The organism is Psychromonas sp. L1A2 (genome assembly GCF_009828855.1).
Classification (GTDB): Bacteria; Pseudomonadota; Gammaproteobacteria; order Enterobacterales; family Psychromonadaceae; genus Psychromonas.
Map to the genome: position 1 here is coordinate 1,514,879 of NZ_WUAG01000002.1, position 14,638 is coordinate 1,529,516.

10 protein-coding genes are annotated in these 14,638 nt (G+C 37.8%); 7 read left to right on the plus strand and 3 right to left on the minus strand.

Translation table 11 applies throughout. From position 1 onward, the window contains the following. The first annotated feature begins 372 nt into the window (after positions 1-372). The 6 genes from glnA to GQR59_RS16905 all read left to right on the plus strand — a co-directional run bounded on the left by glnA (position 373) and on the right by GQR59_RS16905 (position 8,578). Entirely contained in the window at positions 373-1,791 is a 1,419-nt protein-coding gene (gene glnA, locus GQR59_RS16880) for a glutamate--ammonia ligase (RefSeq protein ID WP_160064658.1), read from the plus strand. Between the two features lie 206 nt (positions 1,792-1,997). Further along, complete coding sequence (locus tag GQR59_RS16885) at positions 1,998-4,169, plus strand: glutamine synthetase III family protein (protein ID WP_160064660.1); 2,172 nt, start codon at positions 1,998-2,000, stop codon at positions 4,167-4,169. 246 nt (positions 4,170-4,415) lie between these two features. After that, positions 4,416-4,946, plus strand: a complete 531-nt coding sequence (locus GQR59_RS16890) for a DUF4124 domain-containing protein (protein ID WP_160064662.1) — start codon at positions 4,416-4,418, stop codon at positions 4,944-4,946. Positions 4,947-4,958: 12 nt separating this feature from the next. Further along, on the plus strand, positions 4,959-6,020 hold the full coding sequence (gene glnL, locus GQR59_RS16895) for a nitrogen regulation protein NR(II) (RefSeq protein ID WP_160064664.1): 1,062 nt from the start codon (positions 4,959-4,961) through the stop codon (positions 6,018-6,020). A gap of 41 nt (positions 6,021-6,061) precedes the next feature. Beyond that, positions 6,062-7,462: a nitrogen regulation protein NR(I) gene (glnG, locus tag GQR59_RS16900; RefSeq protein WP_160064666.1), complete on the plus strand. Its 1,401-nt coding sequence runs from the start codon at positions 6,062-6,064 to the stop codon at positions 7,460-7,462. 123 nt (positions 7,463-7,585) lie between these two features. Continuing rightward, positions 7,586-8,578, plus strand: coding sequence for an Imm49 family immunity protein (locus tag GQR59_RS16905; protein WP_160064668.1), 993 nt, complete (start codon positions 7,586-7,588; stop codon positions 8,576-8,578). Positions 8,579-8,692: 114 nt separating this feature from the next. Here the strand turns inward: GQR59_RS16905 and recG are convergent, their stop codons facing one another. Further along, positions 8,693-10,765, minus strand: a complete 2,073-nt coding sequence (gene recG / locus GQR59_RS16910) for an ATP-dependent DNA helicase RecG (RefSeq protein ID WP_160064670.1) — start codon at positions 10,763-10,765, stop codon at positions 8,693-8,695. 128 nt (positions 10,766-10,893) lie between these two features. Between recG and GQR59_RS16915 the strand changes: the two genes are divergently transcribed. Next, the gene (locus GQR59_RS16915; protein WP_160064672.1) at positions 10,894-11,757 is read left to right on the plus strand and encodes a phospholipase A; all 864 of its coding nucleotides are present in this window, start codon (positions 10,894-10,896) and stop codon (positions 11,755-11,757) included. Positions 11,758-11,769: 12 nt separating this feature from the next. Here GQR59_RS16915 and GQR59_RS16920 read toward each other — a convergent pair whose 3' ends face one another. Further along, entirely contained in the window at positions 11,770-13,170 is a 1,401-nt protein-coding gene (locus GQR59_RS16920) for a GTPase/DUF3482 domain-containing protein (RefSeq protein WP_160064674.1), read from the minus strand. Further along, entirely contained in the window at positions 13,163-14,632 is a 1,470-nt protein-coding gene (locus tag GQR59_RS16925) for a DUF2868 domain-containing protein (RefSeq protein WP_160064676.1), read from the minus strand. Before GQR59_RS16925 ends, GQR59_RS16920 begins: the two co-directional genes overlap by 8 nt. Between the last annotated feature and the right edge of the window lie 6 nt (positions 14,633-14,638).

Consider the following 14,638-nt stretch of genomic DNA (forward strand, 5'->3'; position numbering starts at 1 on the left):
AAAAAGGTTTAGGCTATGGAAGCACTTAAAGTGATATAGCCAAATGTGCGCACATTGTAAACATAATTTCAAAAATAGAAAGTTTTAAGTCGGTCACAGTTAGCTTAAATGCTTAAAAGTAAGAAAAAATAGAGCTAAGTCAGACGCCCCACTTCAGAGGCACCAAAAAAGAGCACCAAAGCACCACATTGGTGCGAAAAATAAAATATTGCACCATATCGTAAAACAAAAACCTCGGTATAATAGGTTTTGTTAACTTGGCATATTATTAGCTAATTTAATGTGTAATAAATCTAGATTGATGGTAAGTTTCATTGATGAGTTCTATTTTATCATCACTACAATTTTCGATGTCAAATGAGGTTCTACAACATGTCTGTACAAACAATTCAAGACGTTCTAACTCTAATCAAAGAGCAAGACGTAAAATTCGTAGATTTACGCTTTACTGATACACATGGTAAAGAACAACACGTATCAGTTCCACATCACCAAGTAACTGAAGACTTTTTTGAAGAAGGCAAGATGTTCGACGGTTCTTCAATCGCAGGCTGGAAAGGCATTCAAGATTCTGACATGGTGCTTATGCCAGTTCCTTCAACTGCAGTACTTGACCCATTTACAGACGATGCGACGTTAAACTTACGTTGTGACGTATTAGAACCAAAAACAATGTTAGGTTACGACCGTGACCCTCGCTCAGTAGCTAAGCGCGCTGAAGCATACATGCGTTCAACAGGTATTGCTGATACTGTATTATTTGGTCCAGAACCAGAATTCTTCCTATTTGACGACGTTAAATACGGTAACAGCATTGCGGGTGCGTTTTACTCAGTAGATGCAAAAGAAGCAGCATGGAACTCAGGTACTTCTTATGAAGAAGGCAACACGGGTCACCGCCCAGGCATCAAAGGTGGTTACTTCCCAGTAGCACCCGTTGACTCAGCTCAAAACATCCGTTCTGCTATGTGTTTAATCATGGAAGAAATGGGCTTAGTTGTTGAAGCGCATCACCACGAAGTTGCTACTGCTGGCCAAAATGAAATCGCCTGTCGTTTCAATACTATGGTTGAAAAAGCAGATGAAATTCAAATTTACAAGTATGTAGTTCATAACGTTGCTCATGCATACGGTCAAACTGCTACCTTTATGCCTAAACCACTGGTTGGCGATAACGGTTCTGGTAACCATTGTCACCAATCTTTAGGTAAAGACGGTGTTAACTTGTTCTCAGGTGACCAATACGGCGGCCTATCTGAAATGGCACTTTATTACATCGGTGGTATCATCAAGCACGCTAAAGCGCTTAATGCATTCACTAATGCGTCAACTAACTCGTACAAACGTCTTATTCCAGGTTTTGAAGCACCAGTAATGCTTGCATACTCTGCTGGTAACCGTTCTGCATCTATCCGTATTCCAATTGTACCTACTGCACGCGCAGCACGTATTGAAGTACGTTTCCCAGATCCAACAATGAACCCTTACTTAGGTTTCTCTGCAATGTTGATGGCTGGTCTTGACGGTATCAAAAACAAGATCCACCCTGGTGACTCTTTAGATAAAGATTTATACGACCTACCTAAAGAAGAAGCTGATGCAATTCCACAAGTTGCTGTTTCTTTTGAAGAAGCACTTGCTGCGCTAGATGCTGACCGTGACTTCCTTGTTGAAGGTGGCGTATTCTCAAATGAAGCTATTGATGCGTTCATTGAGCTAAAAACTGCGGAATGCCAAGCTGTATCACAAGCAACGCATCCAAAAGAGTTCGATTTATACTACAGCGTATAATATAAAAATTTAATACAACCAATACTCCAAAAGGATCGCATACGCGGTCCTTTTTTCGTTCTATCCTCTTCATTTTCACTGCTTTATTTCAAAAAATAAAAGTGGCCTATTTTTTGCTTATTACAAGCATGTGTTTTTATAATTATCCTATAAAAATAACCAAGCTATTAAACAAGCAGTACTACTACTGCGGCAAGGAGCAATACATGAGTGGAAATCAAGTCCGTCTTCAAGCAATTGAACAAATTACTAACCGTGCACCAAAAGAGGTCGCTCAAACTGAACCACTAAATCAAATTTGGGCTACTGATGTATTCAATCTAGCTAAAATGGAAGAAGCGGTATCAAAAAATGCATTTAAAGCGATTAAAAAAACGGTTAAGACTGGTGAAGCATTAGATAATGCAACAGCTGATATCATTGCTGCTGCAATGAAAGATTGGGCTTTAGCAAAAGGCGCTAAGTTTTTCTCTCACGTATTCTATCCAATGACAAATATTACCGCAGAAAAGCACGATGCCTTTATTCTGACAAACTCTGACGGTAATGCGATCAATGAATTTACTGGTAGCCTATTAATTAAGGGTGAACCAGATGGTTCTTCTTTCCCTAATGGTAGCCTACGTATGACTAATGCTGCACGTGGTTATACAGCATGGGATCCAACAAGCCCTGCTTATATTCAACAAACAGCAAATGGTGCAACATTAATGATTCCAAGTGTTTTCATGTCTTGGACTGGTGAAGCACTTGATAAGAAAATTCCACTACTTCGCTCAAATTCAGCAATGAATGATGCAGCACAAAAAGTATTGAAATTAATGGGCGAAAAGAACGTTGCAGCATTAGATTCAAGCTGTGGTCCTGAGCAAGAATATTTCTTAATTGATGAAAACTTCGCAAATGCACGTCCAGATTTACTACTAGCAGGTCGTACTTTATTCGGTGCAGCGCCAGCTAAAGGTCAACAGTTTGATGATCACTACTTTGGTGCAATACCAGCACGTGTACAAGTGTTCATGCAAGATTTTGAAGACAAACTATACAAGTTAGGTATCCCAGCTAAAACACACCATAACGAAGTAGCACCAGGACAATTTGAAATTGCACCTTACTACGGCGCAGCTAACGTAGGCGCAGACCAACAGCAATTACTAATGACAATGATGAAGCAAACGGCTAAAGAGCACGGTTTCCTATGTCTATTACATGAAAAACCATTCGCAGGTGTAAATGGTTCAGGTAAACACGTTAACTGGTCTGTTGGTAACAGCACACAAGGTAACTTACTTGACCCAGGTAAAACACCTCATAAAAACCTACAGTTCCTATTATTCTGTGGTGCCGTTATTCGTGGTGTACATAAATATGGTCCATTATTACGTGCGGTTATTGCTTCTGCTGGTAATGACCATCGTTTAGGTGCCAATGAAGCTCCACCGGCTATTCTTTCTGTTTACCTAGGTGACCAGTTAGAGAAAGTATTTGATGAGATCAAAACAGGTAAACTAACAACTTGTACTCAAGGCGGCGAGATGGATCTTGGTCTTTCTCAAATTCTTAACTTTGACCGTGATCCAGGTGACCGTAACCGTACGTCTCCATTTGCATTCACTGGTAACCGTTTTGAATTCCGCGCGGTAGGTTCTGAACAATCTGTATCAGGCCCATTAGTTGCAATGAATACAATGCTTGCTGATTCATTAAACTGGATTGCTGAGAAGTTAGAAGCTGCATTAAAAACACAAGATCAAACGGCTGCTGTTATCACAGTATTAAAAGAGTTAATGGAACTACACGGTAACGCTGTATTTGGCGGTGACGGTTATTCTTCAGAATGGCATAAAGCGGCTGTTGAAGAACGTGGTTTACAAAACATCCCTACGACTGCTGATGCATTACCCGCTTTCAAATCTAAAGAAGTTATTGAGTTATTCACAAAAACAGGTGTTTTAACTGCGGTTGAACTAGAAAGCCGTTACGAAGTGTATGCTGAACAATACAACTTAGCGATTGAAGTTGAAGCTAAACTAGTAATAGACATTGCTAAAACTAAAATCTACCCAGCTGCGATCACTTATGTATCTGAGCTAACGCTTGCTTCTGCTTCAACGCTAGATCTAGGTATTGAATTAGATTCAACGATTGCAAAACAAATCGCTGAACATATTAATGGTCTATTAGCTTCAGTTGCGAAACTTGAAACTGAAACTGCTAAACATGACTTTGCAGATACAGAAGCTCATATGCGCCATAGCGCCGATATCATTTGTCCATTAATGGGTGAAGCTCGTGAACATGCTGATGCACTTGAGTTACTAGTAGCAGACGAATTATGGCCTCTACCTAAATACTCTGAAATGTTATTTATTAAATAATTATTAATATTAATAAATAACCTTAAATAAGGAGTGAGTAACTGCTCACTCCTTAATAATTATAACAATATAAAACCGTAATAATTTTATCCATATTCTTTAAGAAAGAAAATATTAACCTTTGCTCACCTGATATAGTGATAAAAGTTTAATATTTATATAACCACCATGTTTACAGTATGTTTTTAATTGTCTAAACCTTTTATATGTTCGACAATGAGCTTTTTACTATTAAGGTTTTTGATTATGAAGTGTTCACTTTTATTATCTATATTGCTTTGTTTTTATGCGACTTTAACTTCTGCTGAAACGAAAATTTATCATTGGGTTGATGAAAAGGGTAAAAGCCACTTTGCAGATACAGCACCACCTGGTACAGCTGAAATAATAATTAAGAATAAAAATTTAGTCTCAACACCTCAGCAGCAACAACCTGAAAGAACAAGCAACACAAATATCAATACTAAGAAAGAAGAAATTATTGAATATCTAGCAGAAATAACAACACCTAAAGATGATGTTGCAATAAGAAGCAATAACGGCACATTAGAAGTTCACGTTAAAACAACACCTGAAAAGAAAAGCACACAACGCTTACAACTTTTTTTAGATGGTCAAGCATTAGGTTTGCCACAAATATCACCGACTATTCGAGCATTAAATGTTGACCGTGGTACGCACCAAATACAAGTCAAGTTATTAGACGAAGCAAACAACATATTAGCGACAACACAAGTTGTTACTGTACATTTACAACGTATCTCTGTTAATAATTAGATTATTTAAAATATGTCAAAAGAACCTAGTATCGATCTTATTTTTACTTTTCTTGAAGAAGCTAAAACGGCGTTTGTAGCATTAGATGCCTCATTAAATCTAATCTACGCGAACCCAGCAAGTGAGCAGTTGTTGTCACAAAGTAAACAACGTTTATATGGCCAGAACTTGCACGCGCTTGCAGAACAATTTCACTTTTCACCTGAATCGATTAAAAACTTACTACTTGAAGAATCATCTTTTACAGAGAACGAAGTTACTTTATTTATTGACGGTCACCCGTTATTAATTGACTTAAGTGCCAGCTATATAGACAACAAATCGACACAATATATCATTATTGAAATGCGTTGTATCGAGCAACAAAAGCGCATTAGTCAAGTTCATTATCAAGAACATCAGCAAAAAGCGGCGCAAGAACTAGTGCGTGGTTTAGCCCATGAAATTAAAAACCCTTTAGGTGGACTACGTGGTGCAGCACAGCTATTAGAAGCAGAGTTACCTGATCCAGAATTAAAAGAATTTACACAAATTATCATTGAACAAGCGGATAGATTAAGCGCCTTAGTTAACCGTTTGTTAGGACCTCAAAAACTAGGTGAAAAACGCATTCATAATATTCATTCAGTATTAGAAAGTGTCCGTAAATTAGTTAACTTAGACTTACCTGAAAATGTAAAAATACATATTGATTACGATCCTAGCATTCCAGATTTTGAAATGGAGCCGGATCAGCTACAACAAGCGTTTTTGAATATTGTTCAAAATGCAGTACAAGCGTTACAAAGCCAACCTGAGAACCACTCAATCACGCTGCGTACTCGAACTGCAAATCAAATAACAATTAATGGATTACCACAACGTTTAGCAACCGAAATTAAAATTATAGATACCGGACCGGGTATACCAATGCATATTAGAAATACATTATTTTACCCAATGGTAACTGGACGCAAAGATGGAACTGGCTTAGGGTTATCAATTGCACAAGAATTGATTAAGCAACACTACGGGCGTATTGAGTTTAACAGTTGTAAAGGCCACACAGAGTTTTCGGTTTATTTACCAATTTAATTTTTAATGTATGCATAATAATAAAAAAATAAGGAATTATAATGGCCGCTTGGATTGTAGATGATGACCACGCCATTCGCTGGGTATTAGAACGCACGTTAAAAGCAGAGAATATCGAATATGCAAGTTTTCCTGATGCAGAATGCTTATGGCAACAATTATTAATTGAGCAACCTGAAATTATTATTTCAGATGTGCGCATGCCTGGTATTGATGGTTTGGAGTTAATGCAAAAAATCCATCAACGCTATCCATTAATTCCTATCATCATAATGACAGCGCACTCAGATTTAGATAGCGCAGTTAATGCTTATCAAAGTGGTGCATTTGAATATTTACCAAAACCCTTTGATATTCACGAAGCAACAGATTTAATTAAACGAGCAATCAGCCATAGTAAAGAATTAAAACAACAAAAAAAGCCAATTCAACAACCTATCGCAACGCCAGAAATTATTGGTGAAGCGCCCGCTATGCAAGAAGTATTCAGAGTCATTGGTCGTCTATCACGCTCAAGTATGAGTGTGTTAATTAACGGTCAATCAGGTACAGGTAAAGAGTTAGTTGCTCAAGCACTACATAAGCATAGCCCACGTAAAAACGAGACATTTATTGCACTAAACATGGCTGCAATTCCTAAAGAATTGATAGAAGCAGAATTATTTGGTCATGAAAAAGGTGCCTTTACAGGTGCCGCTGCGAATCGACAAGGTCGATTTGAACAAGCTGATGGCGGAACACTTTTTTTAGATGAAATAGGTGATATGCCATTAGACGTACAAACGCGTTTATTACGTGTATTAGCAGACGGGCAATTCTATCGAGTAGGTGGACATCAAGCGATCAAAGTTGATGTGCGCATTATTGCAGCAACTCATCAAAATTTAGAAAAGAAAGTACTTAGTGGTGATTTCCGTGAGGATTTATTCCATCGTTTAAATGTCATTCGCTTACAGTTACCTGCATTAAAAGAGCGTCGAGAAGATATACCATTACTAACAAATCACTTTTTACACAGCATTGCTAATGAGTTAACTGTTGAAAGTAAGGTACTGACTAAAGCAACGATCAATTACCTTAGTGATTTACCATGGCCGGGTAACGTTCGACAATTAGAAAATATTTGTCGTTGGTTAACGGTCATGTCTAGTGGTCAAGAAGTTCATATCAGCGACCTACCGCCTGAATTAGGCGAACAAGAAACACCGCAGCAAGAAGGTGAACCTGTAATATGGCAAGAAAGCTTAAAAAAATGGGCTGATGCACAACTTAAAAATGGCGAAAGTAATATTCTAGGGCAACTCTTACCCGAGTTTGAAAAAATAATGCTACAAAGCGCATTAAAACACACTCAAGGTAAAAAACATGAAGCGGCTAAATTATTAGGTTGGGGGAGAAACACACTCACACGTAAACTCAAAGAGCTTAATCTATCTGATTAAATAATAAAGCCCCAAAAAAATATACAAGCCTCGCTACTCTAAAATACATCAATAGTACTTTAAGTTTAAGCCCTCTAATAGGTGTTAGAGGGCTTTATTTATTGATACACAATAAGGTAAAAGATGGATATCACACAACATCATAATAAACGCCACTGGTTAAATAAAAAAAAACAGCATAGTGAACGCTTGCTAAGTAGCATTGATAGTGCAAATAAAAGATCAAAAAAGGCATTTACGGAGGAACGTATTCAACGTATCGCGCCACTGATGTTAAGCAATTATTGGAATTTATTTACTGATGCAGTGATGTTAGATTGGCCCAAAAAACACTGTATGTGGCTGCTTTATCAGGCGACTGATTTTGGCCGTATGCATTTTCGGATGCATTTAAGCCCTAATAAATTAACGCCGGTGGAGTTAGCTAGTGAGCTTGTTATATTAACGCCAACTCCCGTAGGAAAACACCACTACAGCTCTGCTCATACATGGCTTGATGCGGCAATAGCGGCCACCTTATGTAAAGAGTCGTTTATTGTAGATGAATTACAGGCCTATCCCGTCCATTTTTTAGATGAAGCGGCAGGAGTCCATCGCAACTTTGAGGTTCATAAAGCCTTTTTTCATTTTTATAAGCTATTTTATTCAAATACACATGACAAACAACAACAAACAGACGCATTAAGAGCTGTCATGCAATATGCGGAGCACGGTAAAATTGAGCAACTCACCAGTATAGAAGCAGAAGTTAGTTTTCATTTTTTAGAGTATTCAGTTGTCAGTGTAATAGCCAGTATGTGGAAACTACAGCGCAGTAGCCTAAGTGATGCAACCACAGAAGCCATTAAAGCATCCTATGAATATTATGCAGATTTATTACCACGGGAGCCTGGAGAGCCAGTAGGTAAAGATTCGATGGGGCTTTATCGCGGGTCAGCCATGCTATTGAGACGATTATTAGGCGTATTGGCCTTTCACCACCAAACAACAGGAGAAGTACCAGAGTTTGAATCTGATTATATTCCAAGTTGGTTAATTAAAGGGGAAATACCCAGCCGTCAAGCGGTATTATTTGACAGCCCACCTGAATTTACCTTAGCGGGAATAGGGTTGTAAATAAGATGAACCATTCACTAAGCCAGTCACATTACTGGCTTTTGTATAACAATCATTTTTTATAAACTGAACGATAAAAAAGTAATATCTCCCCTTTTTCTGAGTTAATCCCTATCAGACCTGTGCATACACAGGTTTGTCCCCCAACCACCGTTCCACTAAAGGGCTGATGTATTCTGGGTGTGTTTGTATCAAGGTATGTGCCAGTTGCTGTACTTGTGGTAGTAATTCTTGATCTCTCAATAAGTCTGCAATTTTCATATCGGCAATACCTGTTTGCTTAGTCCCTAACACTTCACCCGGTCCACGAATGGCTAGGTCTTGCTCTGCAATATAAAAACCATCATTACTTTCACGTAATACATTTAACCGTTTTAGCGCCGTTTTTGACAATGGGTACTTGTACAATAAAACACAATGACTGGCCACTTCTCCACGCCCTACTCGTCCGCGTAATTGATGTAGCTGCGCTAGCCCTAAACGCTCTGGATTCTCGATGATCATTAAGCTTGAATTGGGCACATCTACGCCCACTTCAATCACCGTTGTCGCCACCAACAAATCTAATTCACCCGCTTTAAACGCATCCATTACATATTGTTTTTCAGCGGCTTTCATTCTTCCATGCACTAAACCAATTCTTAAATCCGTTAATGCGAGTTGTAAATCATTGGCAGTATCTTCAGCAGCTTGACACTCTAAGACTTCAGACTCTTCAATCAACGTACAAACCCAATAAGCTTGACGCCCTTCCTCTTTGCAGGCTTTATAGACGCGTTGAATAATTTCATCTCGCCTTGTATCAGCTAACGCAACGGTTTTAATCGGTGTTCTGCCCGGTGGTAACTCATCAATAACCGACACGCTTAAATCAGCATAAGCAGTCATCGCCAATGTTCGAGGGATCGGTGTCGCCGTCATGGTTAGTTGGTGTGGAACCAAACCATTATTAATGCCTTTTTCACGTAACGATAAACGCTGATGTACGCCAAAACGATGTTGCTCATCAACAATGATTAACGCTAGATTATGAAATTTAACATTATCTGAAAAGAGTGCATGCGTACCGACCACCATCTTTGATAAACCTAAGGTAATATTCTCAGATTGATCACGCTTTTCTTTTACCTTCATTTTTCCAGATAACATGCCGACTCGAACACCCAAAGGTTCAAACCAATTCTGAAAGTTTAATAAATGTTGTTCTGCTAACAATTCAGTGGGTGCCATTAATGCGACTTGATACCCAGCTTCAATTGCGCTTAATGCCGCTAAAGCAGCCACTAATGTTTTACCTGAACCTACATCTCCCTGTACTAATCGCATCATTGGGATATCTTTCATTAAATCTTGTTGAATCTCTACGTTAACCCTTTGTTGGGCTCCCGTTGGTGAAAAGGGTAAGTTTTTTAAAAACTGTTTGGATAATTGGTCAGTTTGCTTAAGCGCAGGCGAATGATGCTGTTGTGCTTGCTGACGTAATGCCAACATACTAATTTGCTGTGCGAGTAACTCTTCAATAATTAAACGCTGCTGTGCTGGGTGTGAGCGATCTTCTAATTGTTCAATACTAGCAGAAGGAGGCGGACGATGAATGGTCATCAACGCATCATATAAACTAATAGGGTGAGACAGTAAAGCAGTGGGAATAAGTTCTTCAACTTGGTTTTGCTGTAAATGTTGCAACGCTTGATCGGTTAACTGTCTTAAACTATTTTGCTTCAAGCCCTCAGTACTTGGGTAAATAGGTGTTAACACTTCTTCAACTGATGTAGCCGCGTTTTCACCCACTAATGAATATTCAGGATGAGTGACCTCTAAACCTTGATAACCTCGCTTAAATTCACCAAAGCATTGTATCCATTGCCCTTCTTTAAAAGCATTTTTTTGCCCTGCATTAAAGTGAAAAAAGTTTAATGTGGCAATACCTTCACCATCACTGATCTTACACTTTAAAATACGGCGTTTTCCAAATTGTACTTGGCAACTAACCACTTCACCTTGCACGCTTACTTGCATGCCATCTTTAATATCTTTAATTGGATAGAGTCGAGTACGATCTTGATAATGCAACGGTAAATGAAACAGCATATCTTCGACTGAATTTAAGCCTATTTTACTGAGCCTTTCGGCAACTTTAGCACCAACACCTTTAAGTGCTGATAAAGGTATTTTATTTAGCTTCATTTCTTACCTTAATGTCTTATCTGTTTAATCTTCTGTGCGTATACTGACAATAATTTAGACTTAATCTTTATCAACCATAGTTTATGCGTAAACTACTATCCACTAATAATGTTTTTAAGGTGAAGAACATGCGTTTTATTTTTTTTATATTAATTGTTTTTAACTCTACAGCATTTTCTGAAACGATAAATGATGATTCTATAGTGGACACATCTAAAGACACCAGCGCAATTGATGAACGTATAGAAGATGAAGTGAAAAGTGCACGCTATAACTTCTCAATTATACCGCATAAACCAAACTATTTATTGCCGTTTTATTTTAATGAAAAACTGCAAGAGAATGACAGTACCTCACAACGTCTAGAAGTGAAGTTTCAAATTAGCTTTAAAGTACCGCTATTTCACCAAATTGGTAGTTTACCTATCTCCGGTTATGTTGCTTATACCCAACTTTCTTATTGGCAAGCTTATAATACTGAGTATTCCTCACCCTTTCGTGAAACAAATTATGAGCCCGAAGCTTTTTTAGTATGGGATGTAAGCCAAGAATTAGGTTTAGGCTGGAGGTTTAAAGCGGGAACCTTTGGTTTCACACATCAGTCGAATGGTAAAACAGAGCCAACATCACGTAGCTGGAATCGTCTTAATGGTAGCTTGATATTTGATAATGACAACTTAGTTATCGCATTGAACCCTTGGTACCGATTTGAAGATTCAGATGATGATAACCCTGATCTATTAGACTATTACGGTCATGGTCAAATTATTACCGCTTATAAATATAATGAACATGTTTTTTCTATGACGAGTCGTAACAATATCGAAAGTAACTTTAGTCAAGGTTCGATAGAGGCATCTTGGAGTTTCCCACTATATGGGCAAATAAAAGGTTACGTGCAGGTATTTTCAGGTTATGGCAATAGCCTGGTCGAATATAATGAATACACCAATGCAGTAGGTTTAGGTATATCGATTGCTGACTTTTTATAAAGTCAGCATAAATTATTTTTCACTTTTTTCATGACTAATAACGATTAAGCTATTCACAACTTGATCAATTAATAGCTGCTTTTTTTCTCGTAAAAGAGGCTGTTCACTCTTGTTTGAAATTAACCACTGGGGATGTTGGCGTGCATTTTTAAGCCACTTACTCCATTGTTTAGGTAACTCGACTTTATCTGATTTTATATTCGCTAATGACATTTTAGCCACACTTGCATGGCCACGCTGTTGCAACGCAATTAATAAACTAAGTTGGCGCACCCATAATACTTGTAGCGTTAAATCATCGGCACATAAATAACGATGTCCTTTTACCTTAGCGTGGATTTCATCGTAATAACGTTGTTTGACGCCCCACAATACGCCCATCACACCACCGGCTACTGCTGCCGCGCCTAATGTCATGCCTGCAGCCACTAAATCAACCGCAACACCTATCCCCGCGCCTTTCACAAAATTACTGGTCGCTTTAACACCAAACTCTTGTAAGTTATCCGCAGAAAAAAGATCTAATTCCCATTGCCCCTGTTGGATAGGTAAATCATATTGGTCGATATCATGTTGTTTAAATTGATATAAAGCTAACAGTTGATTTAGCGTTTGCTTTTCAAGTTCTCGAATGGCTGATTGTAATTGATCACTAGCACTACTAATGCTCTTTTCATTATTATCAGCTTTAAAGCGACATGCTGCAGCCTCAACTAACAAAGTAGCAATTAATTGCTGTGCAGCGCTTTCTCGTTCTTGCCATTGTTGTTTACGTTGTGTAATTAAGGCATCAAGTTGTTGCTCTCTGTGTGCTAATAACGTCTGCATTTTTTGATAGATTTTTAACTCATCTGAAAACCTAAATACAACACTATCAAAGCTAACAAAAGCATGAAGATTTAAACGCGCTAACTGAGTTTGCCAAGCATTGATATTTTCCTGACCCGCTTCGATAAAATTAAGCACGGGAATGATAGGTTTAGCCGCATAACTGAGAATTTTTAATTCATCGCGGTATTTACCTAAAATAGGCTCTCTCACATCAATGACATAAAATAGAATGTCATTACTTAATAAAGCTTTTAATACTTTTAACTCTTGGTTTAACTCCGGAAAGTCATTCTCACGTTTAATAAAGGCTAATAAACGATCGATGCCATCTTGATATTCAATAGAGGGTTCAGCATCGAGCACACTTAATAAGTTAATCGAGTCTTCTAAACCAGGCGTATCATAGATAACCATGCTTTGATTGTTATCAACACGGATTTCAGCCCCTTCAACATGGCGTGTAGTGCCGGCTTTATCTGCAATTTGACCGAAACTAGCATCACGTAATAAAGTACGAATTAAAGATGTCTTACCCGTATTAGCATGGCCAACAACAGCGACAGATAATAATTGTTTATCCATTTTCCACCTCATTAGTTTTTATAGTGGCAAGATCATCGAAGATATAAGTAATATGCTGTTCTGTAATATTCGCTTGCGCTGCCATTTCAAGCCAGTCTTGCAAACGAGATGATAACGGCCCATTTTTTTCTATTGGTTTCTCACTTAATAAAACTAAATAAATTTGCACATTAGACTGGTAATGACACTTTTTAACTAAACTTAACCAACCACGGTCAGGTAAGCGTTTTAAATCGGCATACAATACAATATTCGATACGCTACCTGATTGTATTTGTAATAAAGCCATTTGTTGACTGTCACTATCGACAACATTAATTAAACGCGTAACAGCATATTCTGCTGCATGTATATTCGCTTGTTGAAAACGTGAATGATTTAACTCGATTGCTAGAGGATAAGCATTTTTAGGCACAAGTAAGGTCGCTTCATAACCTTTACGGTTTATAGTTTGATTTGTCCCTCTCGTACTTTGATTATTATGAACCCTGTCTGGATCACTAATAAAGCTCGTATTCACAATCGGATGTAAAAGACTTTTTAATTGAACGTAATAAGGTAATGATAGATTAAGGCTAAATTGTTTTTGTTGGCTTTTAACCGCACGCTGAAAAAACAGCATAAGAATAAGACGTGGCAATAAAGCGTAAATCGTTAAGCTAAATATAAGTAAATTAGACCAGCTAACTCGGCTATCTTGTGCTAGCGGTAATGGGTTAGTTAAACCAATAGTGGCATTACTTACATCACTTGCACTAGGTACATTAATTCCTAAAAGGTGTGGGACTGTCGTTAATATTTGAGTCAGTTGTACAAAAACATCTTCACTTAAAATCGTTGTCTGCCATATAAAATCAACTTGGTGTGTTGCCAGAACCAATAACAAAGATAATGTAGCGCCTAATAAATAACAGCTCCACCACAAGTGACTAATTAAAGATAATTGTGCGCGCCCTAAGTAATGGCCAAATCGATGTTCAAAGTAATACTCAAATAACGCAATATAATGAGGATGCTTATTACTTATTTTATGATGCAATTTATCAAGCAGTGTAATTAATAATAAACTTAAATTAGTTACCCAAGTGTTATTAATCGCATTTTTCTTAAAATATAAAAAAAGCCAAATAACCAAAGATACTATATTAGGCGCAATAAATAAGACGATAGCCCAAAAGAAGTTAATTTGAGCACCTGTTTCACTGACTAAAAAGGTCGAGACACTCGTTGCACCGATCATAAAGAAGAATAAGCACATGACACTACAAAATAGCTTTACTAATTTTTTAAGGTGATTAACAACAGGTGCAGTTTGATAGCGTAATTCCGCCAGTTGAGTACGTTTGAATAATGCATCCTGAAAAGTTAACGCACTATAATCCGCATTAAAGCTATCCGATGGAGCATTTTTCTCAATGATTCGTATGCCTTCCGTCAATAAACGGTCTTGGTATAGGCTCATTAAACG

Bases quoted from the DNA above. Each gene is read 5' to 3' on its own strand.
- glnA (WP_160064658.1), top strand. From the start codon at position 373: ATGTCTGTACAAACAATTCAAGACGTTCTAACTCTAATCAAAGAGCAA.
- GQR59_RS16885 (WP_160064660.1), top strand. From the start codon at position 1,998: ATGAGTGGAAATCAAGTCCGTCTTCAAGCAATTGAACAAATTACTAAC.
- GQR59_RS16890 (WP_160064662.1), top strand. From the start codon at position 4,416: ATGAAGTGTTCACTTTTATTATCTATATTGCTTTGTTTTTATGCGACT.
- glnL (WP_160064664.1), top strand. From the start codon at position 4,959: ATGTCAAAAGAACCTAGTATCGATCTTATTTTTACTTTTCTTGAAGAA.
- glnG (WP_160064666.1), top strand. From the start codon at position 6,062: ATGGCCGCTTGGATTGTAGATGATGACCACGCCATTCGCTGGGTATTA.
- GQR59_RS16905 (WP_160064668.1), top strand. From the start codon at position 7,586: ATGGATATCACACAACATCATAATAAACGCCACTGGTTAAATAAAAAA.
- recG (WP_160064670.1), bottom strand. From the start codon at position 10,765: ATGAAGCTAAATAAAATACCTTTATCAGCACTTAAAGGTGTTGGTGCT.
- GQR59_RS16915 (WP_160064672.1), top strand. From the start codon at position 10,894: ATGCGTTTTATTTTTTTTATATTAATTGTTTTTAACTCTACAGCATTT.
- GQR59_RS16920 (WP_160064674.1), bottom strand. From the start codon at position 13,170: ATGGATAAACAATTATTATCTGTCGCTGTTGTTGGCCATGCTAATACG.
- GQR59_RS16925 (WP_160064676.1), bottom strand. From the start codon at position 14,632: ATGAGCCTATACCAAGACCGTTTATTGACGGAAGGCATACGAATCATT.